Source organism: Rhodococcus sp. SMB37, assembly GCF_004345605.1.
In the GTDB taxonomy this organism is placed as follows: domain Bacteria; phylum Actinomycetota; class Actinomycetes; order Mycobacteriales; family Mycobacteriaceae; genus Rhodococcus.
In genome coordinates, this window is the sequence record NZ_SLVY01000007.1 from 114,608 (window position 1) to 134,411 (window position 19,804).

Here is a 19,804-nt window from a genome sequence, read left to right on the forward strand (position 1 = left end):
TCGCGACGGCGATAATCGTGGGGTGAGCGCAACCCTACATATCAGCGACCTGTCGGCCTCCCGCGGCGAACGCACTCTGTTCGACGGGCTGGACCTGACGGTCGCGCCCGGCGATGTGATCGGCCTGGTGGGTGCCAACGGCGCCGGCAAGTCGACCCTGCTCACGACCCTCGCAGGTACGGGCAGCGCCGACGTCACCGGCACCGTCACCTCGAGCCCTCCCGATGCGACGATCGGGTACCTCGCGCAGGAACCCGAGCGCGTTCCCGGCGAAACGATCCTCGGTTTCCTGGGGCGCCGCACCGGCGTCGCCGACGCCGAACACGTCATGAACACGGCGGCCGAAGCGCTGGGGGTCTCCGACGTCGACGACTACACTCCTGCGCTCGAACGGTGGCTTGCGCTCGGCGGTGCCGATCTGGCGGAACGAGCCGAGAAGGTCGTCGCTGATCTCGGCCTCGACGTGGGTCTCGATGCTCCGATGGAAGGGCTGTCGGGTGGGCAGGCTGCCCGTGCCGGCCTGGCAGCGCTCTTGCTGTCGCGGTACGACGTGCTGCTCCTCGACGAGCCGACGAACGATCTGGATCTGGCCGGGCTCGAACAGCTCGAACGGTTCGTCGCCGACACCCGCATCGCGCTGATGGTCATCAGTCACGATCGAGAGTTCCTGGCTCGGACGGTGACAGGAATCGTCGAACTCGATCCTGTACAGCAGCAGATCTCGGTGTACGACGGGGGTTACGAGGCGTATCTCGTCGAGCGCGACGTCGCGCGTCGACACGCCCGCGAACAGTACGACGAGTACGCCGACACCAAGTCGGCGCTCGAGGATCGCGCGCAGATGCAACGCAATTGGCTCGAACACGGTGTGCGCAACGCGCGCCGCAAGTCGAAGGACAACGACAAGGCCGGGCGGAAGGTCCGTGCCGAATCCACCGAGAAGCAGGCGGCGAAGGCCCGGCAGACCCAGCGGCGGATCGAGCGTCTCGAGGTGGTCGAGGAACCCCGCAAGGAATGGGAACTACGCATGTCGATCGCTGCGGCACCGCGCAGCGGCACGCTGGTCGCGTCGCTCGACGGCGCGGTCGTGACACGCGGGGGGTTCTCGCTCGGCCCTGTCACCACGCAGGTCGAGTGGGGCGATCGGATCATCGTCACCGGCCCGAACGGTGCCGGGAAGACGACCCTGCTCCGCATGCTCCTCGGCACCCTCACACCGGATTCAGGGCGCGCCTCCCTCGGTTCCGGTGTCCTCGTCGGTGAAATAGACCAGGCACGAGCGCTTTTCGAGGGAGATGAGCCGCTCTTCGAGGCGTTCGGCAGGCAGGTACCCGAGTGGCCGGACGCCGACGTGCGGACGCTGCTCGCGAAGTTCGCCCTCAAGGGTCACCACGTCCTGCGACCAGCCGCATCGCTGTCGCCGGGTGAACGAACCCGTGCGGGGCTGGCGTTACTGCAAGCGCGCGGGGTGAATCTGCTGGTCCTCGACGAACCCACCAACCATCTCGACCTACCCGCGATCGAACAGCTCGAGGAGGCCATCGAGAGTTTCGACGGGACGCTGCTGCTGGTGACGCACGACCGTCGCATGCTGGATACCACCCGCGCGACGCGCAGGTGGAGGCTGGGAAGCGGAGAACTGAGCGAGGAGTTGCTGTAGATGGGCGGAAGTGTTCGGGTGGACAGCTGGACGTGGTCGGTGCGGTTGTTCAAGACCCGATCGGCCGCGGCGAGTGCGTGCCGGGGCGGGCATGTCCGGGTCGACGGGGTGACCGCGAAACCGTCGACACCCGTCACGATCGGCACCGAGGTGCGGGTCCGCGTGCACGGGTCGGAGAAGATCGTCGAGGTCGCGCAGCTCGTGAACAAGCGGGTGGGCGCAGCGATCGCGGCGACGGCGTACATCGATCACAGCCCTCCGCCGCCTCCGAAGGAAGTGCTGGCCTCGATCCCGCGCCGCGACCGCGGCGCGGGACGGCCGACCAAGAAGGAGCGGCGCGAGATGGATCGACTTCGCGGCTTCAACGAGGACTAGAAGCGTCCAACAGAGCGCCCTTGAGCAGTTTGCCGGTCGCAGTGCGCGGCAACTCCGTCGTGAACTGCACGCTACGCGGGCACTTGTATCGGGCAACTCTGGAACGGCAGTACTCGATCAGCTCGGAGGCGAGGGCCTCATCCGCATCGAGTCCGGGCATCAACTGCACCACAGCCTTGACCGACTCACCCATCTCGTCGTCGGGAACACCGACGACGGCGACGTCGAAGACCTTCGGATGCACCGTGAGCGCGGCCTCGATCTCCTCGGGATAGATGTTGACGCCGCCGGAGACGATCGTGAACTTCTTTCGGCCGGTGAGAAACAAGTATCCGTCGTCGTCCAGATAGCCGAGATCGCCGGTGGTGGACCAGCCGGGCCGATCGGGGTGGCGCGACTCGGCGGTCTTGTCTGGATCATTGTAGTATTCGAATTCGCTGCCGGGTCGCTCGAAGTAGATCTGCCCGACCTCGCCTGCGGGAAGTTCGGTACCGTCGTCGCCGCAGATGTGCACAACGGATCCCCCTGCGGCACGACCCACGCTACCCGGTTTGCGTAGCCACTGCTGCGGTGTGATGGTGGTGCTGCCAGGCGATTCGGTGGACGAGTAATACTCGTAGATCACCTCGCCCCACCAGTCGATCATTGCGCGCTTCACCTCGACCGGACACGGCGCTGCGGCATGGAAGGCCGCTTGCATCGACGACATGTCATGCCTCGACCGGACTTCTGCGGGAAGCTTCATGAAACGAACGAAATGCGTGGGTACCCATTGACTGTGCGTCACCCGGTACCGCTGCAGGTATCCGAGGGTCGCCTCGGCATCGAATTTCGACGCCATGACGACGGTACCGCCGAGGGCGATGGCGGCGGCAGCGTAGCGCAGGGGTGCAGCGTGGTAGATCGGTGCGGGTGAGAAGTACACCGAGTTCTCCTCGAACCCGTACGAGCGCAGGGTACGGACAGCGTGATTGCCGGAGTCTTCCCAAATCTGCGTACCGGCCAAATATGGACGGATTCCCTTGGGACGTCCCGTAGTTCCCGAGGAGTACAGCATGTCGGTTCCGCGCGGCTGATCGTCGGGCGGTGCAGTCGGCATCGTCGCGATGGCCGTGCGATAGTCCACATGTCCGGGCACGTCGCCGCCGAACGCAACTCGGACGCGCACCTTCGGGGTCGAATCAGCGATAGCCTCGGCCAGAGCGGCGAGCGGGGCCGAGACAACGAGGATGCTCGCGTCGCAGTCGTCGACGATGTACGCGGTCTCCGCAGGTGTCAGGTGCGTGTTGACGAACGTTACGTACAGTCCGGAACGGACTGCACCCCAGTAGACTTCCAATGCTGTGGCATCGTTGACCGTCAGCACTGCGATGTGGTCTCCAGGCATGACACCTTGCTCATGCAGCCAGTACGCGAACTGCACCGACCGATCCTCGAGATCTCGATAGGTCAGTATTCGCCCGGTGGCAGCTTCGACTACCGCCGGTCGGTGCGGGGCCTCGGCAGCGTACTTGCCTGGATACATCCGATTGCTCCTCTGATTCCGCGAAAACGGGCCGAGATTCTTCAGTCGGTTCACCTCGACCGCATGTCACGACGGCATGCCGGATGCCACTTCGAGAACACCGTCAGCGTATGAGAGCCGAACGGCTCCCGAAAGGACCCGGCCATAGATATTCCCTAAGCGACGATGTGGATTTTTGACTTCCTCCCGGCCGTGAACGACCCGGGCTTGTGCCGAAGATGTGCGGTCACAGGGTCGTCGATGGGGAATCGAAGAACGCCAGCGGTTGCGCGACTTCCGCTCGAACGATCGACCCGATCCCGTAGGGCACCTCACCACGCACGGACGCCCGCACACTGATCTCCGACTCGCGATGATGCACGGTCACAATCGACTCGGGTCCGGAGAACTGGACCTCACCCACCTGGAATTGTCCGTCCGGCGCGGACACCAACCTCACCTGCTCCGGCCTGATCAGGATCTCTCCACAACCGTGGCCCTCTCCGAGCACCGCAACCTTTCCGAACACGGTCTCTGCATGTGACCCGGTGCGCGCCGCGGCAACGAACTGGGCTTCACCGACGAACGCAGCGACCTCGCGTGTGACCGGTGCGCGGTACACATGCTCGGGTTCTCCGATCTGCGCGCACCGCCCCGCCAGCAGAACCGCAACCCGGTCGGCGGATCCCATCGCCTCCGCCTGATCGTGGGTAACCAGGATCGAAGCGACCTTCTGCTCACGCAGCATCGCCCGTACCTCCGAGCGGATGCTCGTTCGCAGCCCGGCATCGAGTGCGGCGAACGGCTCGTCCATGAGCAGCACCGTCGGTCTCGGCGCAAGAGCACGTGCGAGCGCGACGCGCTGCTGCTGTCCGCCGGACAGCTCGCGCGGTCGCGCGTCGATCGTATGTGCGAGCCCCACCAACTCGAGCAATTCCTCCACCCGTGCACGCCGCGCCTTGCGGTCCCCGAACATCGACCGCAGCGACGGGCGCACCAGCCCGAAACCGACGTTCCGTCCGACACTCAGGTGCGGGAACAGGCCACCCTCCTGAGGCATCAACCCGATCCTCCGATGCTCGGGTGGAAGGTACACGCGCGGTGGTTGATCGATCAGCTGTTCCCCCAGCATGATCGAGCCGGTATCGATCCGGTGCAGCCCTGCGATCGAGCGCAGGAGGGTGGTCTTGCCGCACCCGGACGGACCGAGCACGGCGAGCATCTCACCCCGGTCGACGTGGAACGAAATATCGTCGAGGACTCGTGTGCTGCCGTAGGCCGCACCCACCCCTTCCACCGACAACGACTTCATGTCCCTACTCCCGTTACGGTCCGCCCGCCGACCGAGTTTCCCCTGAGCACTCTGCCCAGTACAAACGTCGGGAGCGCCGACACCAGGATCAGAGCGAGCGCGTACGGTGCTGCCTCGCCGTACTTGAACACCTGGGCGGTCGACCACAGTTCGGTCGCCAACGTGTCCACTCCTCTCGGGCGAAGCATCAGAGTCGCCGGCAGTTCCTTTGCCACAGTGAGAAACACCAGCGCCGCGCCGGCAGTGACGGCAGGCAGAGCAATGGGGATCGTCACCCGAAGGTCGGTCCGCACTCTCCCGGATCCTAGGACGCGTGAGACATCTTCGAGCACCAGCGGAGAAGCATCGATCGCCGACCGGGTGCTTCCCACGGCAAGGGGAAGGAACAACACGACGTACGCCACGATCAGCAAGGTAGTTGTCTGATAGATCGAGGGCAGGAATCGTATCCCCAGAAAAACGACGGCAAGACCGACGGTGATTCCCGGAAGACCATGCGCGACATACGTCGAGATCTCGGCCATCCGCGCCGCGGAGGACGACGATCGCGCCGCGAACAACGCGACCGGGAATGCCAGCACGGTCACGACGACAGCCGCCGTCGCAGACAGTTCCACCGTCTTGACCGTGGTGGCGAGTACGTCGGACCAGTCGATGGTGAATCGAACCGAACGTGCCAGCCAGCGCATCAGGCCCGCGAGCGGCACCAGCACCGACATCGTCAGAACACCGATTGCACACATCGATGCGGGAATCCTCCACCATCCCAGCCGAACCGGTTCGGCACGACGCGGCGTCCCCGAGCCGATCCGGGCGGTCGCGCCGCGCCGCACCCACCGTTCGATCAAGGTGCACACCAGCGCAAGCACCACGAGAACCAACCCCAGGATCGCGGCGGCGGTGCGGTCGAATCCGCCCCGGTACGCGTTGTAGATCCCGAGGGTGAACGCCTCGTATCTCATCAGGGCCACAGCCCCGAAGTCGCTGAGTGTGTAGAGCGCGGCGAGCAGTGCCCCTGCAGCAGCAACCGGAGCGACACGTCGTAACTCCACGGTCAGCACCGTCCACATCTCGCTGCGCCCCAGCGTGCGCGCCACCTCGGACATCCCGGGATCGGCGGATGCCAGAGCTGCAGACACCGGGAGCATGACCAGGGGGAAGGACGACGCGGTGAGGACCAGCGCAGCTCCGGCAAATCCCGCCAGGGAAGGAAACTGGGATATCCATGTGTATCCCGCCACGTACGAGGGAATGGCAAGTGGAATCGTGAGGCAGACTCCGAAGAACCGGCGCAACGGTAGGTCGGTGCGCGTCGTCAACCACGCAAGACCCACCCCGAGCACCACGCAGGAAACCGCCACGACGACAGTGAGCGCGATACTGCGCAACATCAGGTCGAGGGTTCGCTGCCGGAACAGCAACCCCCACGCCTTCTCTGTGCCGCCGTCGAATGCCCGGATCACCAAATAGCACAGTGGCGCCAGGGCCAGTAGAGCGACAGCCGACGCGGCCGCCCCCAGTACGGGGCGGCCACGCGGAGATCCGATCAAGCTAGATCATCCCCACCTCGGTGAGAAGAGCCTGGGTCTGCTCCAGTGACGACAGCCGGCCCAGATCCATGTCCGACGCCCCCAGCTCGTCCAGCGGCGGCAGGTCGTACTCGGAGACCACCCCGGCGATCACCGGATACTCGGCCGTCTCGTTCGCGAAGTATGTCTGTGCGTCCACGGACAGCAGCGCTCGCAGGAAGTCCTCGGCCGCCGCCGTGTTGTCGGAGGTCGCGACGATGCCGGCGCCTGCGACGTTCACCAGCGCGCCCGGATCGCCCGGCGCGAAGTAGTGCAACTGCACCGGTGCATCGTTGCCGTGCTCGTCGACGAATGGGTACCAGTAGTAGTGGTTGGTCAGCCCGGTCGCGACCTGCCCGTCGTTGACTGCCACCAAGAGCGGGCCGTTGCCCTCGAACGCAACCGGGTCGTTGGCGAGGAATGCTTCCAACCATTGACGGGCTGCGTCCTCACCCCGCTGTACGCGCAGCGCAGTCACGAACGCCTGGAATGATGCGTTGGTCGGCGCATAGCCGATCTGTCCGCTCCAGCGCGGGTCGAGCAGGCCGTCGATGCCGTCCGGAAGATCCTCCGCTGCAACCAGGTCCGAGTTGTAGGCCAGCACACGGGCACGGGCGGACGTGGCCACCCAGGTACCGTCGGCGCCGCGATACCGCTCAGGAACGAGGGCAAGAATGTCGTCGGGAAGCGGCGCCAGCGTCCCGGCCGCGTCGAGCGCGCCCAAGGCACCAGCGTCCTGGCCGATGAACACATCTGCGGGAGATGCGGTGCCTTCTTCGAGAATCTTCGCTGCCTGCGCATTGGTGTTACCGGAGTAGTCGACCTCGATGGTGGCGTCGACCTCTTCGCCGATCTGCTCGATCAACGGATCGATGAGATCCTCGTCGCGCCCCGAGTAGACGACGAGCGTCGACGCGGATGCCTGGTCGGTGTCGGTGGTGGACTCGTCGGTGTTGTCGGAGGAGCCGCACGCGACCAACCCCACGGTCAACGCGGCGCTGCAGGACAGCACGCTCATTCTGCGAATAAGTGACATCTGCGCTCCAGTTGTCCGAGTGGTCCGGAAGGGGATATTCGGAACAAATGTAACGTACTTTGCATAGGCTTGCCTGAATTTTTGCTTGCCCGCCCCCTCGACGAGCGGCCCTCGATGTGACCCTCAAGTTTGGGCAGCCCGACCGATTCGATACCCCTGTTGACAAATCGTTGTGTTTTCACAACACTTTGTTCCATGAGTCCGGTACGTCGTGGGGAAACGCTCCCCATCTTCAACCGCATCCGCGTCCTGCGCGCGGAGCGTGGCATGAGTCGTGCACAGCTCGCCGAGCTCATCGAGGTGAACCCACAGACCGTGGGCGCGCTCGAACGCGGCAACCACTACCCGAGTCTCGACCTCGCGTTTCGCATCTGCGACGTGTTCTCACTCCCGGTGGAGGCCGTCTTCTCCCGCACCGAATTCACCCCCTTGTCGACCGAGCTCTACAAGCCCCGGAAGGAGGCCTGACATGCCCCCGCAGTCCCTGCTCGATCGCTACGAGGCCCGCCGCACCCGACGGTTCCTCAAGAACGAGGAACTGACTGCCCATTGGCTACCCGGCTGGCGCACGCAACATCGTCGCCGAATCCTCGCGGCCATCGTCACCACCCTGATCGCCACCATGTTCCTCATCGCGATCGTGTCGTTCTTCAACATGATTGTCGCACTCGCGTGGCTCGTCGTCTGCCTGGCGTTTCTACCCACGTGGACGTGCCTGCAGATCGTGTCCGGACGCCAGTCCGACGCCCCTCGCCACGCCCTCGACGAACGCGAGATCGCCGAACGCAACAGCGCGCGATCGATCGGACTGTCCGTCGCTCAGATACTGGTATTGATCCCGTGCTTCGCGCTTGTCTTCGGAGCGACGGTCGACTCGATCGACCACCAGTCCCTCGCTTACTCGGCAGGCTTGTTCACTATCGCGTCGATACTGTTCAGCGGGTGCCTGCCCGCCATCCTGCTCGCCTGGAACCGCCCCGACGACGACCCGGAGGACCAGTCATGACCCTGACCATCGACAATCTCACGAAACGTTACGGCAGCACAGTCGCTCTCGACGGGGCGAGCTTCGACGTCCGGCCGGGCGAGTTGTTCGGTTTCGTCGGCAGCAACGGCGCCGGCAAGACCACCACGATGCGCATCATCCTCGGCGTCCTCGCTGCCGATTCCGGCGAGGTCCGGCTGGACGGCGAGACCATCGATCTCGACGTGCGCCGCACCATCGGTTACATGCCCGAAGAACGTGGTTTGTATCCCAAGATGAAAGTCGGTAAGCAACTCTCCTATCTCGCTCAGCTCCACGGTCTTTCGAAGTCGGAGGCATCGGCCGCGGTGCAGCGTTGGACCGAGCGACTGGGAATCGCCGAACGCGTCGGCGACGCTGTCGATTCCCTCTCCCTCGGAAATCAGCAACGAGTCCAGCTTGCCGCCGCGCTCGTCCACGACCCGAAAGTTCTCGTCCTCGACGAGCCTTTCTCCGGGCTCGACCCCGTCGCCGTGGATGTCATGAGTGAGGTTCTGGTCGAGAAGGCGAGCGAGGGTGTGCCCGTGATCTTCTCGAGTCACCAGCTCGATCTCGTGCAACGCCTGTGCCATCGTGTGGGCATCATCTCCAAGGGGCGGATGCGCGCTGTGGGAACCGTCGACGAACTGCGCTCCGGCGGAGAATCCCGGCTCGTGGTGCACGCGCCCCAGGCTCCGACCGGATGGGCCAACGGGCTCCCGGGTGTCACAACCGTAGAACACTCGGGCGAGCGAACCGTCCTGTCGGTCCTGCCCGGTGTCGACGACCAGCAAATCCTGAAGACCGCACTCGAAACCGGTCCCGTTCATGAGTTCTCACTGCACCAACCGTCCCTGACCGACCTGTTCCGAGAGGTTGTTTCCGCATGAGCGCCCCCTTGACCGCACCACGGGCCATCGCGCTCGTCGCCGGCCGTGAATTCCAGACCCAGGTCCAGAAGAAGAGCTTCCTGATCAGCAACGGGATCATCCTGGTCGCGATCGTCGTCGGCATCGTGGCGATGTCGATCTTCGGCGGCGGCGACGAGGACCGTCCCACCGTCGGCGTCGTCGGAGGGTCGAGCCTGAGCGTCACACTCGGCGCCCTCGGCGAGGCAACAGGAAGTCCCCTGGACATCTCCGAACTCCCCGACGCAGAAGCCGGCCGGGCCCAGGTCACCGAAGGTGAGCTGGATGTCGCCCTGGTTCCCGGCGACGCGGGGAGCATCACCGCACTCACCGAATCCGACATCGACACCACGCTGAAATCTCTGATCGACGCGGCAGTCGCGCAGGAGGCGCAGTCTGCTGCACTGACCGGCCGAGGCGTCGATCCGGCCGACATCGCCGCCGCGACAGCCGAGGCCACTGTCACCGTCGAAGCCATCGACCCGCCGGACCCCGAGCAGGGCGAACGCATGATCCTGGCGATCGTTGCCGTCATCCTGCTCTATATGCAGATCCTGATGTTCGGCATGTACGTCGCGATGGGTGTCGTCGAGGAGAAGTCGTCGCGCGTGGTCGAGCTGCTGCTGTCGACGCTGCGCCCGCTGCAGTTGCTGTGGGGCAAAATCTTCGGCATCGGAGCTGTCGGCCTGCTCCAGCTCACGGCCTACGGAGCCGTCGGCGTCGGCGCCGCCTTGGCCACCGACACCCTCACCATCACCGGCACCGCGATCAGCGTGTTCGCCAGCACGCTCGGCTGGTTCGTCCTCGGATTCGCGTTCTTCGCGGTGCTCTACGCCGCGGCCGGATCGATGGTGTCGCGTCAGGAAGACGTCAACGCCACCTCCGGTCCCTTGATGTTCATCATTCTCGCGATGTTCTTCGCGGCGTTCTCGTCGATCGACAACCCCGAGGCCACGTGGAGCACGGTGCTCAGCTGGATCCCGCCGTTCTCCGCGGTCCTCATGCCACTGCGGATCGCAGCGGGTGTCGCGTCGCCGTTCCAGATCGTGGGGACGATCGTGCTGATGATCATCGTCACCGCTGCCCTCGCCGTGGTGGCCGCGAAGATCTACCAACGCTCGATCCTGCGCATCGGGCGCACGGTCACGTGGAAGGAAGCGCTCGGCCGCTAGAGCCATCCGAGGGGGAGGTTGTGTGCGAGGTTCTCGTGGGAATCACACACAACCTCCCCCTCGCCTTCGTAGGAAGCCTCGTACAGTCGCACGTGAACTGACAGACAAGGAGGCGATGTGGCCGGCAGCAGGATCTCGGCACAGCAGTTCATCGATGCGGTGCTCGACGAGGGCAGTTTCGTCTCGTGGGACGAAACCCCGATCGACGTCCACCCCGACGACTCCTACCGCGCCGAGCTCGAACGCGCCGCTGAGAAGTCCGGGGTCGACGAGTCGGTACTCACCGGAGTCGGCACCGTCCACGGACGCCGGGTCGCGCTGATCGCCTGCGAGTTCGCCTTCCTCGCCGGATCGATCGGTGTCGCGGCGTCCGAACGTATCGTCTCCGCGATCGAGCGCGCCACCGCGGAAGGACTCCCCCTGCTCGCGTCTCCCACATCGGGCGGAACGCGGATGCAGGAAGGCACGCTCGCGTTCGTGCAGATGGTCAAGATCGCCGCAGCCGTGGCGGCACACAAGGCGGCGCACCTCGGCTACCTCGTCTACCTGCGCAACCCCACGACCGGTGGGGTGTTCGCGTCGTGGGGGTCGCTCGGTCATGTCACCGCAGCCGAACCGGGTGCGCTCGTCGGTTTCCTCGGACCGCGCGTCTACAAGGCCCTCTACCAGGAGGACTTCCCCGAAGGGGTTCAGACCGCGGAGAATCTCCATCGGCGCGGCGTGATCGACGGAGTGATCCCGCTCGAGGGCATCCGGCAGGTGGTGCACCGGCTGTTGCGCGTTCTCGTCGAACCGAATCACCCCGACACCTCTGCCGAGCCGGCTCTCACCGATGTCGACGAGGTTCCCGACATTCCGGCCTGGCAGTCGGTGATCCTCACCCGCCGCCCCGAGCGCCCCGGGATACGCCAACTGCTGCGACATGCGGCATCGGCGCAGGTGCCGTTGTCCGGCACCGGGGAGGGTGAAACCGACTCCGCTGTGATGTTGTCGCTCGCACGATTCCGCGGCGTATCGTGTGTGTTGTTCGGCCAGGATCGCAACGGCCAGTCGGCGGCGGCGCCCATGGGGCCCGGTGCACTGCGAGAGGCTCGACGCGCGATGCGACTCGCCGACGAACTGCGGCTTCCGCTCGTCCTCGTCATCGATACGCTCGGAGCAGCCTTGTCGAAGGAGGCCGAGGAACGTGGTCTCGCACCCGAGATCGCCCGCTGCCTAGCGGATCTCGTGACATTGCAGACCCCGACCGTGTCGGTGCTGCTCGGCCAGGGCACCGGGGGCGGCGCCCTCGCGTTGCTTCCTGCGGATCGTGTGCTGTGCGCGCAGCACGGCTGGCTCGCACCGCTCCCTCCGGAAGGTGCAAGCGCAATCGTGCACCGCGACACCACCCATGCCCCTCAGATGGCCGCCGCGCAGGGAATTCGGTCGAGGGATCTGTTGCGCGACGGGATCATCGATGGTGTCATACCTGAGCGCCACGATGCCGCAGACGATCCGATCGAGTTCCTCAAACGTGTGGGTGCTGCGGTCGCGCGCGAATTGTCCTCCCTCACGGATGAGTCCGCCGACGATCGCTACCGCCGACGGATCACCCGCTTCCGCAACCTGGGACTACCCACCTGACCGCGGTCACTCAGCTGCTCGCCACCACCGCGGGTACGGCGACGGCCACGATGATCGCGGTGTTCACCGCATCGACCGCCTGACGAACCGCCTTACCCGCCCACTCTCCCTCTGATATTTCCTTGGCGCGCTTCGTAATCCGCTTCTTGTCCACGTCCGGGAAGACCTTCGGTGCCAACTTCGTGGCCGACAGCAACGAGATCAGCGCTGCCGTATGCGGCGACGGCGTCACCCCGTCGACCAGTACGGAATACAGATCGCTGCGCACCTGCCGTTCATGACTCTCGTCGACGGCAGGCCAGCGCCGCGTCGGGAACAGCCCGAGGACCTTGCCGCGTTCCTCGCGCACCCACCCGTTCGCCACGACACGCTCCAGCACGACGTCCCGCAAGTTCTTACTCAGCTTCTCGATCGCTGCTGCCGGCTTCATCGGCTTCCGACCGCCGAGGAGCGCCACCGAATCGGCCAACAGCGGGTCGGTGGGCGCGGTACCGCCGACCACCACTCGGCCCTTCTTGCCCTTCATTCCCTCTTCATCGAGGAGGACGACGCCCGCGAGCGCCAATTCGAGGAGCACGGCGCCCGCGAGCGCACGGGGCAAGGTGATGCTGTCGACGATCGCCTTTCCGGACTCATCATCGAGCGCAAGAAGCAACAGATCTTCCGCAAGCAGAGGCATGGCAACACGGTACGTCCGTTCGCCGATCGATCGATACCACCCACCGCAGATGCTCGCATCCGGCCCCGTGCAGCGGACGACGTCGAATAGGGTGGTCGCGGTCACGTCGATGTCGAGGAAGGACACGAACCGATGAGCTCGTACCAGGACGCGTTCCGGCAGAGCGTGGACGATCCGGAGTCGTTCTGGCTCGCAGCCGCGCAGGATGTCGAATGGGACACCGCCCCGACCCGCGCCCTCGACGACACGCAGGCCCCGTCGTACAAGTGGTTCCCCGATGGCACCCTCAACTCGAGCGTCAACGCCCTCGACCGGCATGTCCACGCCGGTCACGGCGACCGGCCGGCGCTGATCTGGGATTCGGCGATGGTGCCCGCACAGCGCACCTACACGTACGCCGAACTGCTCGGCGAGGTCGCCACCTTCGCCGGGGTCCTACGCGACCAGGGTGTCGTTGCCGGCGATCGCGTCATCATCTACATGCCGATGATTCCCGAGGCCGCCATCGCGATGCTCGCGTGCGCCCGCATCGGAGCAGTGCATTCGGTGGTGTTCGGCGGTTTCGCGGCGAAGGAACTCGCCACCCGCATCGACGACGCGCAGCCGGTGCTGCTGGTGACGGCGTCCGGCGGTCTCGAGCCGGGCCGCACCATCGAGTACCTGCCGATCGTCGAGCAGGCACTGACGTTGTCGCAGACGCCGCCACACACCGTGGTCGTGAAAAACCGCGAGCAGATTCCCGGTTCGGCAGCCGACTACAAGGCGTCCTCGGCCGCATGGTTCGACTGGAACGCACTCGCCGCCGATGCCTCCCCCGCCGAGCCGGTGAGTGTGGCAGCGACCGATCCGCTCTACATCCTGTACACCTCGGGCACCACCGGGAAGCCGAAGGGCGTCGTCCGCGACAACGGCGGCCACGCAGTCGCACTCACCTGGTCGATGCGCAACATCTACGACATCGCCGCCGGCGACGTCTGGTGGACCGCATCCGACGTCGGCTGGGTGGTCGGCCACTCGTACATCGTGTACGGACCGCTGCTGGCCGGAGCGACCACTGTCATGTACGAAGGGAAACCCGTCGGCACCCCCGATGCCGGCGCGTTCTGGCGGATCATCTCCGAGTACGGAGTCAAGGCACTGTTCACCGCCCCCACCGCCATCCGGGCGGTGCGTAAGGCCGATCCCGACGCCGAGGAATTGAAGAAGTACTCCGTCGACTCCCTGAGCACGCTCTTCGCTGCCGGCGAGCGCCTCGACCCCGACACGTATGATTGGGCGACGAAGGTGCTCGACCGTCCGGTTGTCGACCACTGGTGGCAGACCGAGACGGGCTGGGCGATCGCGGCGAATCTGCGTGGTCTCGATCCGATGCCGCTCAAGGCAGGCTCCCCCACCGTCCCGGTCCCGGGTTATCGCGTCGAGATCGTCGACGGCGAAGGCAAGCGGGTCGAGGCCGACACCGAGGGCAATATCGTCGTGAGATTACCGTTGCCGCCCGGCACCCTCACCGGGCTGTGGCGCGACGACGACCGCTACCGCCGCTCGTACCTCGATACCTTCCCCGGCTACTACCTCACGGGCGACTCGGGCTTCATCGACGACGACGGGTACGTGTTCGTACTCGGCCGCTCCGACGACGTCATCAACGTCGCCGGACACCGTCTGTCCACCGGCAGCATGGAAGCCGTGGTGGCCTCGCATCCGGCGGTCGCCGAGTGTGCCGTCGTCGGGATCCGCGACGAACTCAAGGGTCAGCGCCCTTCCGGCTACGTCGTACTCAAGGCCGGTGTCAACATCGACCCCGAAACTCTTCGTCAGGAACTGGTGGCAATGGTCCGCGACCAGATCGGTGCCGTCGCAACGTTCCGCGACGTGACCGTTGTGGAGGCGCTGCCGAAGACCCGATCCGGAAAGATTCTGCGAAAGACCATGCGGCAGATCGCCGATCACGAGCAGTACACCGTGCCATCGACGATCGAAGACCCGGCAGTGCTCGAAGCGCTCAGGGAGCAACTGGGCGGCTGACGGTCGGCCGGCTACGCTACCGATCCTCGCCGTCGTCGTCGCCACACGACGACGGCGAGGGTCACGACGAGCGCCCCCGCAACCAACGCGACGAGGTCGGGCCGTTCACGGACCGCTTCGACACGTTCGTCCGCCGCATGCTTGACACGGGTCGGTACGTCGAGCCGGTCGGTGAGTTCACCTACGGTAGCGGCGAGTTCGGCGCGCTGTCGTTCGATGTCGGGCTCGGCCGCGCCGCTCGCCCCGTCCCCGTTCGTTGCGGACTCGCTCATCGCACTGCTCCCTTCGCTGCGGCGACATCGTCGCGGACACTGTCGATCGTGTGTTCAGGAACCGGCGGTGCAGCATTCTTCGCCTTGGACGCGCCGATCGCCGCGAGGATGCCACCGGCAGCCAGCACCACGACCGCAACGATCAATGCCGCCAGCCACGGGTCGACCACCGTGGCGAGCCCCAGCACTCCCGCGGCAATCAGAGTTGCCACACCGAGATACAACAGGAGAGCCCCGGCACCGGAGATACCCACACCGACGCCGATCCGGGTGCCCTTCGATTTCACTTCGTCGAGTGCGTGGGTGACCTCGGTACGGACGAGCGTGGACACCTGGGCGGTGAGCCGCTCGGTGAGTTCTACGGTCGACAAATTCGCGGGTTGGTCCGCAACGGGACGGGGATCGCCGGAATGCGTCGTCATGAGTGGGTTCCTTCCGTGTCGCCGTCGAGCTCCGCAGGGCCGTGTGCAGTGCGCAGGCGACGGCCGTGCTCGATGAATTCCTGATGTTTCGCTTCGTTCTTCTCGATGACCCGGGTGTCTCGTTCGGGGAGCTGCAGAGATCTTTCGGCCTTGATCCCGGCCTGCAGTTGGCGTCCGCGTTCGAGCTCCGCGTCGAACTCCGCGCCGAACAACAAGGCCAGGTTGGTGATCCACAGCCAGAGCAGGAAGATCACCGAGCCTGCCAGCGAGCCGTACGTCTTGTTGTAACTGCCGAAATTCGATACGTAGAGGGCGAAGACGACCGAGGCGACAATCCAGACGACGATCGCGATGAACGAGCCGACACTGACCCATCGAAACTTCGGCTGGGCCACGTTGGGTGTCGCGTAATACAGCACCGCCACGATCATGACGACGAGCGCCAGCATCACAGGCCATTTCGCGATGTTCCACACCGTCACCGCCGTGTCGCCGAGCCCGATCACGTCACCGATCGTGCGAGCCACCGGCCCGCTGACCACCAGCATCAGCGCAGTCGCTCCCGCAGCGACGAGTGCCAGCGCGGTGACGAGCAACATCAACGGGCGCAGCTTCCAGACGGGGCGGCCTTCCTCGATCTCGTAGATGCGGTTCATCGCCCGGCCGAATGCGCCGACGTAACCAGACGCCGACCACAACGCACCGAGAACACCGATGACCAGCGCGAAGCCTGCTGTCGGGGCCTGAACCAGCTGCTCGATGGGGCCGCGCAGGGTGTCGGCCGCCGAACTCGGACCGAGATCGTCGATCATCTGCAGGACGGTGTCGACCGTGGCCTGCCCCTGCCCGAACACGCCGAGCAGTGAGACCACCACCAGCAACGCCGGAAACAGTGACAGCACCGCGTAATAGGTCAGGGCCGCCGCGAGGTCCGTGCACTGGTCTCGACCGAACTCACGGACCGTCCTTCGAAGCACATACTTCCACGACGGCTTCTCCAGCTCCGTGGGCGAATCCGGTTTGCGGGGGTCGTCGGGTGCCACAGTCGCATCCGCTGCAGCTTTCGACTCCGATTGGTCCGTCATGAACACTCGGATACCGCATGAGCGACGACTCAAACGCGTATCGGGTCGATTTGTGCCACGTACGATGCGTGCATGGCCTCCGACAACAGCGGACCGACCGATGCTTTCTCTGCGATCGTGGGCCGACTCGACTATCCGATGTTCGTCGTCACCGCCCGGGCGGTGAACGAGCGAAGCGGGTGTCTGGTCGGCTTCGCCACTCAGGCCGCGATCGATCCGCCGAGGTTTCTGGTGGCGCTGTCCGACAAGAATCGCACGTTCCGGGTGGCGGGTGCTGCCGAGCATCTCGCGGTGCACATACTCGACCGGTCACAGTTGTCGCTGGCCGACCTGTTCGGCTCACAGACCGGCGACGACACGGACAAATTCGCGCAGTGCAGGTGGAGCGACGGACCACACGGGCTACCGATCCTCGACGATGCGGCAGCGTGGTTCACCGGTGCCATCGTCGGGAGGGTCGACCTCGGCGACCACGTCGGATTTCTGCTCGACCCGGATCGCGGTGAGCTCCGCTCGGATATGAGCGATCCGGTCATGTTCGACGACGTGCGCGACCTGGATCCCGGGCACGGCGCGTGACGGTGCAGCCGCGGTCGTGATCTGATCGACGGTATGCGACGACTCGACGAACCCACAGTTCCCGGACGCATCCTCGACGACAGCGATCTGCGCGAGCTGTACGCCTATCCACCCGAGCTCACGACGCCGTGGCTGCGCGTGAACTTCGTGTCCTCGCTTGATGGCGCGGTCGCTGTCGACGGCCGTTCGGGTGGTCTCGGGACCCCGGCGGACAAGCAGGTGTTCGGGCTGCTCCGCGAACTCGCCGACGTGATCCTCGTCGGTGCGGGGACCGCGCGCACCGAGAACTACGGGGGCGCGCGGACGAGTGAGGCTCTGCGCGAACGCCGTGCAGCAGCGGGATTGTCACCTGTGCCACCGATTGCAGTGGTCACGGCATCGGGCAATCTCGACCCGGGGATGCGGCTGTTCACCGACACGGTAGTGCCGCCGATCGTGTTCACGAGCGGCGCGGTGCCCGAGAAGAAGCGTCGCGCACTTGCCGATGCCGGTGCAGACGTACGCGTCATCGCCGACGACGACATCGGTGGCGAAGCCCTTGTCGCCGCCGTGGCCCGAGCAGGGTGGAAGCGGGTTCTGTGTGAGGGAGGTCCCCGGCTGTTCGGACGTATGATCGCCGACGGCGTCGTCGACGACCTGTGCCTGACTTGGGCGCCCGTGCTCGCTGCCGGATCGGCGGACCGTATCGCGCACTCCCCTGCGTCCACTGTCACCGCGATGCGACGCACTCATCTGGTGTGCGACGACGACGGCACGATCCTCACCCGATGGGTACGCGACACCGGCGCCGAGCAGTGAGTGACAACTTTCCGGGGAAAACCGATCGAATGTGCTGGCTTCGCCGGTGTACCCGTTCTAGCGTTGCAGTTCGATCAGGTCTCGGCCTGTACCCACTTTCGAGGAGGGTTGTGTGCGCACACTGACCTATTACGTTGCGACGACGCTCGACGGATTCATCGCCGACCCCTCGGGCGGCTTCGAATTCTTCCCCGTCGAGGGCGATCACATGTATCACCTGATGGAGGAGTACCCCGAGACGCTGCCGGTGCACGTTCGCGACCAGCTCGCAGTCACCTCACCGGGCAAGCATTTCGACGCGGTCGTGATGGGTCGACGCACATGGGAGCCCTCACTGAGCGTCGGCCTCACCAGCGCATATCCACATCTTCAGCAGTACGTCTTCTCGAAGACGCTGACGCAGGCACCGGACGACACCGTCACCCTCGTGGCGACCGATCCACTCGAATACGTCCGCGACCTGAAGAAGCAGGACGGCAGGGGAATCTGGTTGTGCGGTGGCGCGACACTCGCGGGTGAGCTGCTCCCCGAGATCGACGAGCTCGTTCTCAAGGTCAACCCGATCATCGCCGGCAACGGTATTCCCTTGTTCCGAACCGGATTCGAGCCGCACTACTTCGAGCTGTCGGAAAGCCGCGTGTTCGACAGCGGCGTCGTCATCAATCACCTCTCGGCAAAGCGATGACTCCGGACACGGCGATTCGCAGAGGTGACACCGATGCTCCATGATCACGATGTCGTCGAGGGCACCGATCTCTCCGACGCACTGCTCGACGAGCTGGGCACCCTCGCATCCGACCGCAATCTCACCATCGGGTGCGCCGAATCACTCACGGCGGGCACCCTGGCGGCGCGGCTCGGGGCAGCGGAAGGCAGTTCCGAATGGTTCCGTGGCGCGATCGTGGCATATTCGCGCTCCGTCAAGCACGGCTTGCTCGAGGTGCCCGAGGGCCCGGTCGTCTGTGAGTCGGCGGCACGTGCGATGGCCGTGTCGACAGCCGGTCTCCTCGCCGCCGATATCGTCGTCGCCGTCACCGGTGCCGGCGGCCCCGGCCCGCAGGATGGACGACCGCGCGGCACGGTGTGCTTCGCGACGACCGGGCCGCGCGGAACACACTCCGAAGAAAGGCTTTTCGATGGAGATCCGGAAGATGTGTTGGCGCAGACGGTACGCCACGCACTACGGTTGCTGATCGAGGAGATCTCCACCTGACCCGGGGCGAGCAGACCTACTCCGGGAGCAGAGGCGAAAACCAGGTGCACGTGCCGGCGCCCGTCGCCTACCCTGCACAGTATGCGCGTCGTATTCACGAAGGGCCCCGGCACAAGCTACGAGATAGCCGTGCACCGTAAGGTCGGCGCGGCGCTCGCTCCTCGCAACGGTCCCGGCGGACATCCCTATCTCCCCCACGATCTACTGCACCTTCTCGTCGAGGTGGAGGCGAACATTCCGCTCGGGGTGTTCGGGCAGCTCGCCGCCGGCGACAACGGCCTGTTCTGGCCCGCCGACCCCACCGAACGCACCAAGGCCGCCCGCCGTCGAAAGACGAAGGGAACCAAGGTGTCCGATCAGGCGAAAGCTGACATGGCCCGCTCCGAGGAGTTGGTCGGGATGTCGCTACCCGTCTGGGAGTACCGGCGCGGCCACGCGCGGGAACTGCCGCCGTCGATGTCAGCAGACGCAGTTCCCCCGCTGGTCGGGCGCATCGTCGACCGATTCGACGATTATGCAGACCGCTGGCACGCCCTGCCGGTCGGCGAATCGCTCACCGTGACGTGGTGA

At 65.4% G+C, this 19,804-nt stretch carries 21 protein-coding genes; 13 read left to right on the plus strand and 8 right to left on the minus strand.

Annotated elements, in window-relative coordinates; all coding sequences use genetic code 11:
- Window positions 1-22 precede the first annotated feature (22 nt).
- Complete coding sequence (locus EV641_RS13595) at window positions 23-1,660, plus strand: ABC-F family ATP-binding cassette domain-containing protein (RefSeq protein WP_132472294.1); 1,638 nt, start codon at window positions 23-25, stop codon at window positions 1,658-1,660.
- Entirely contained in the window at window positions 1,661-2,035 is a 375-nt protein-coding gene (locus EV641_RS13600; protein ID WP_054713109.1) for an RNA-binding S4 domain-containing protein, read from the plus strand.
- Here the strand turns inward: EV641_RS13600 and EV641_RS13605 are convergent.
- From EV641_RS13605 to EV641_RS13620, 4 genes are all read right to left on the minus strand, one after another.
- Complete coding sequence (locus EV641_RS13605) at window positions 2,022-3,560, minus strand: acyl-CoA synthetase (RefSeq protein ID WP_054713115.1); 1,539 nt, start codon at window positions 3,558-3,560, stop codon at window positions 2,022-2,024. The two genes, EV641_RS13600 and EV641_RS13605, sit on opposite strands and share 14 nt — an antisense overlap.
- A 226-nt stretch (window positions 3,561-3,786) precedes the next feature.
- Window positions 3,787-4,851 (minus strand): ABC transporter ATP-binding protein, encoded by a 1,065-nt coding sequence (locus EV641_RS13610; RefSeq protein WP_132472296.1) that lies wholly within the window; start codon window positions 4,849-4,851, stop codon window positions 3,787-3,789.
- Window positions 4,848-6,326: an iron ABC transporter permease gene (locus EV641_RS13615; RefSeq protein WP_054713110.1), complete on the minus strand. Its 1,479-nt coding sequence runs from the start codon at window positions 6,324-6,326 to the stop codon at window positions 4,848-4,850. Before EV641_RS13615 ends, EV641_RS13610 begins: the two co-directional genes overlap by 4 nt.
- A gap of 76 nt (window positions 6,327-6,402) precedes the next feature.
- Window positions 6,403-7,455, minus strand: coding sequence for an iron ABC transporter substrate-binding protein (locus EV641_RS13620; protein WP_132472298.1), 1,053 nt, complete (start codon window positions 7,453-7,455; stop codon window positions 6,403-6,405).
- Between the two features lie 195 nt (window positions 7,456-7,650).
- On the opposite strand from EV641_RS13620, the gene EV641_RS13625 reads away from it, so the two are divergent.
- From EV641_RS13625 to EV641_RS13645, 5 genes are all read left to right on the plus strand, one after another.
- A complete protein-coding gene (locus tag EV641_RS13625) occupies window positions 7,651-7,923 on the plus strand; it encodes a helix-turn-helix transcriptional regulator (RefSeq protein ID WP_054713112.1) in 273 nt (90 codons plus the stop codon).
- A 1-nt stretch (window position 7,924) separates the two neighbouring features.
- Entirely contained in the window at window positions 7,925-8,461 is a 537-nt protein-coding gene (locus EV641_RS13630; protein ID WP_054713113.1) for a hypothetical protein, read from the plus strand.
- The gene (locus EV641_RS13635; RefSeq protein WP_132472300.1) at window positions 8,458-9,348 is read left to right on the plus strand and encodes an ATP-binding cassette domain-containing protein; all 891 of its coding nucleotides are present in this window, start codon (window positions 8,458-8,460) and stop codon (window positions 9,346-9,348) included. The genes EV641_RS13630 and EV641_RS13635 overlap by 4 nt, the downstream gene beginning before the upstream one ends.
- Window positions 9,345-10,538 carry an ABC transporter permease gene (locus tag EV641_RS13640; RefSeq protein WP_132472302.1) on the plus strand — a complete coding sequence of 398 codons (1,194 nt, stop codon included), beginning with the start codon at window positions 9,345-9,347 and terminating at the stop codon, window positions 10,536-10,538. Before EV641_RS13635 ends, EV641_RS13640 begins: the two co-directional genes overlap by 4 nt.
- A 117-nt stretch (window positions 10,539-10,655) precedes the next feature.
- The gene (locus EV641_RS13645; RefSeq protein ID WP_132472304.1) at window positions 10,656-12,161 is read left to right on the plus strand and encodes a carboxyl transferase domain-containing protein; all 1,506 of its coding nucleotides are present in this window, start codon (window positions 10,656-10,658) and stop codon (window positions 12,159-12,161) included.
- Between the two features lie 10 nt (window positions 12,162-12,171).
- Here the strand turns inward: EV641_RS13645 and EV641_RS13650 are convergent, their stop codons facing one another.
- The gene (locus EV641_RS13650; protein ID WP_132472306.1) at window positions 12,172-12,840 is read right to left on the minus strand and encodes a GPP34 family phosphoprotein; all 669 of its coding nucleotides are present in this window, start codon (window positions 12,838-12,840) and stop codon (window positions 12,172-12,174) included.
- 132 nt (window positions 12,841-12,972) lie between these two features.
- Between EV641_RS13650 and EV641_RS13655 the strand changes: the two genes are divergently transcribed.
- The gene (locus tag EV641_RS13655; RefSeq protein WP_132472308.1) at window positions 12,973-14,865 is read left to right on the plus strand and encodes a propionyl-CoA synthetase; all 1,893 of its coding nucleotides are present in this window, start codon (window positions 12,973-12,975) and stop codon (window positions 14,863-14,865) included.
- 11 nt (window positions 14,866-14,876) lie between these two features.
- Here the strand turns inward: EV641_RS13655 and EV641_RS13660 are convergent, their stop codons facing one another.
- Genes EV641_RS13660 through EV641_RS13670 form a run of 3 tightly spaced genes read right to left on the minus strand, consistent with a single transcriptional unit; the run spans window position 14,877 to window position 16,644 of the window.
- Window positions 14,877-15,137 carry a DUF3618 domain-containing protein gene (locus tag EV641_RS13660; protein ID WP_054717770.1) on the minus strand — a complete coding sequence of 87 codons (261 nt, stop codon included), beginning with the start codon at window positions 15,135-15,137 and terminating at the stop codon, window positions 14,877-14,879.
- The gene (locus EV641_RS13665; protein ID WP_132472310.1) at window positions 15,134-15,559 is read right to left on the minus strand and encodes a phage holin family protein; all 426 of its coding nucleotides are present in this window, start codon (window positions 15,557-15,559) and stop codon (window positions 15,134-15,136) included. The genes EV641_RS13660 and EV641_RS13665 overlap by 4 nt, the downstream gene beginning before the upstream one ends.
- Entirely contained in the window at window positions 15,556-16,644 is a 1,089-nt protein-coding gene (locus EV641_RS13670) for a YihY/virulence factor BrkB family protein (RefSeq protein ID WP_132472312.1), read from the minus strand. Before EV641_RS13670 ends, EV641_RS13665 begins: the two co-directional genes overlap by 4 nt.
- Window positions 16,645-16,716: 72 nt before the next feature.
- Between EV641_RS13670 and EV641_RS13675 the strand changes: the two genes are divergently transcribed.
- The 5 genes from EV641_RS13675 (at window position 16,717) to EV641_RS13695 (ending at window position 19,804) form a co-directional block, all read left to right on the plus strand.
- On the plus strand, window positions 16,717-17,223 hold the full coding sequence (locus tag EV641_RS13675) for a flavin reductase family protein (RefSeq protein ID WP_132472314.1): 507 nt from the start codon (window positions 16,717-16,719) through the stop codon (window positions 17,221-17,223).
- A 33-nt stretch (window positions 17,224-17,256) separates the two neighbouring features.
- Window positions 17,257-18,021: a pyrimidine reductase family protein gene (locus EV641_RS13680; RefSeq protein WP_132472316.1), complete on the plus strand. Its 765-nt coding sequence runs from the start codon at window positions 17,257-17,259 to the stop codon at window positions 18,019-18,021.
- Window positions 18,022-18,133: 112 nt separating this feature from the next.
- A complete protein-coding gene (locus tag EV641_RS13685) occupies window positions 18,134-18,706 on the plus strand; it encodes a dihydrofolate reductase family protein (protein ID WP_054717767.1) in 573 nt (190 codons plus the stop codon).
- Window positions 18,707-18,739: 33 nt separating this feature from the next.
- Window positions 18,740-19,234, plus strand: coding sequence for a CinA family protein (locus EV641_RS13690; RefSeq protein ID WP_132472318.1), 495 nt, complete (start codon window positions 18,740-18,742; stop codon window positions 19,232-19,234).
- An 81-nt stretch (window positions 19,235-19,315) separates the two neighbouring features.
- Window positions 19,316-19,804 carry a hypothetical protein gene (locus EV641_RS13695; RefSeq protein ID WP_241997191.1) on the plus strand — a complete coding sequence of 163 codons (489 nt, stop codon included), beginning with the start codon at window positions 19,316-19,318 and terminating at the stop codon, window positions 19,802-19,804.

Bases quoted from the DNA above. Each gene is read 5' to 3' on its own strand.
- EV641_RS13600 (WP_054713109.1), top strand. From the start codon at position 1,661: ATGGGCGGAAGTGTTCGGGTGGACAGCTGGACGTGGTCGGTGCGGTTG.
- EV641_RS13605 (WP_054713115.1), bottom strand. From the start codon at position 3,560: ATGTATCCAGGCAAGTACGCTGCCGAGGCCCCGCACCGACCGGCGGTA.
- EV641_RS13610 (WP_132472296.1), bottom strand. From the start codon at position 4,851: ATGAAGTCGTTGTCGGTGGAAGGGGTGGGTGCGGCCTACGGCAGCACA.
- EV641_RS13620 (WP_132472298.1), bottom strand. From the start codon at position 7,455: ATGTCACTTATTCGCAGAATGAGCGTGCTGTCCTGCAGCGCCGCGTTG.
- EV641_RS13625 (WP_054713112.1), top strand. From the start codon at position 7,651: ATGAGTCCGGTACGTCGTGGGGAAACGCTCCCCATCTTCAACCGCATC.
- EV641_RS13630 (WP_054713113.1), top strand. From the start codon at position 7,925: ATGCCCCCGCAGTCCCTGCTCGATCGCTACGAGGCCCGCCGCACCCGA.
- EV641_RS13635 (WP_132472300.1), top strand. From the start codon at position 8,458: ATGACCCTGACCATCGACAATCTCACGAAACGTTACGGCAGCACAGTC.
- EV641_RS13640 (WP_132472302.1), top strand. From the start codon at position 9,345: ATGAGCGCCCCCTTGACCGCACCACGGGCCATCGCGCTCGTCGCCGGC.
- EV641_RS13650 (WP_132472306.1), bottom strand. From the start codon at position 12,840: ATGCCTCTGCTTGCGGAAGATCTGTTGCTTCTTGCGCTCGATGATGAG.
- EV641_RS13655 (WP_132472308.1), top strand. From the start codon at position 12,973: ATGAGCTCGTACCAGGACGCGTTCCGGCAGAGCGTGGACGATCCGGAG.
- EV641_RS13660 (WP_054717770.1), bottom strand. From the start codon at position 15,137: ATGAGCGAGTCCGCAACGAACGGGGACGGGGCGAGCGGCGCGGCCGAG.
- EV641_RS13665 (WP_132472310.1), bottom strand. From the start codon at position 15,559: ATGACGACGCATTCCGGCGATCCCCGTCCCGTTGCGGACCAACCCGCG.
- EV641_RS13670 (WP_132472312.1), bottom strand. From the start codon at position 16,644: ATGACGGACCAATCGGAGTCGAAAGCTGCAGCGGATGCGACTGTGGCA.
- EV641_RS13675 (WP_132472314.1), top strand. From the start codon at position 16,717: ATGGCCTCCGACAACAGCGGACCGACCGATGCTTTCTCTGCGATCGTG.
- EV641_RS13680 (WP_132472316.1), top strand. From the start codon at position 17,257: ATGCGACGACTCGACGAACCCACAGTTCCCGGACGCATCCTCGACGAC.
- EV641_RS13690 (WP_132472318.1), top strand. From the start codon at position 18,740: ATGCTCCATGATCACGATGTCGTCGAGGGCACCGATCTCTCCGACGCA.
- EV641_RS13695 (WP_241997191.1), top strand. From the start codon at position 19,316: ATGCGCGTCGTATTCACGAAGGGCCCCGGCACAAGCTACGAGATAGCC.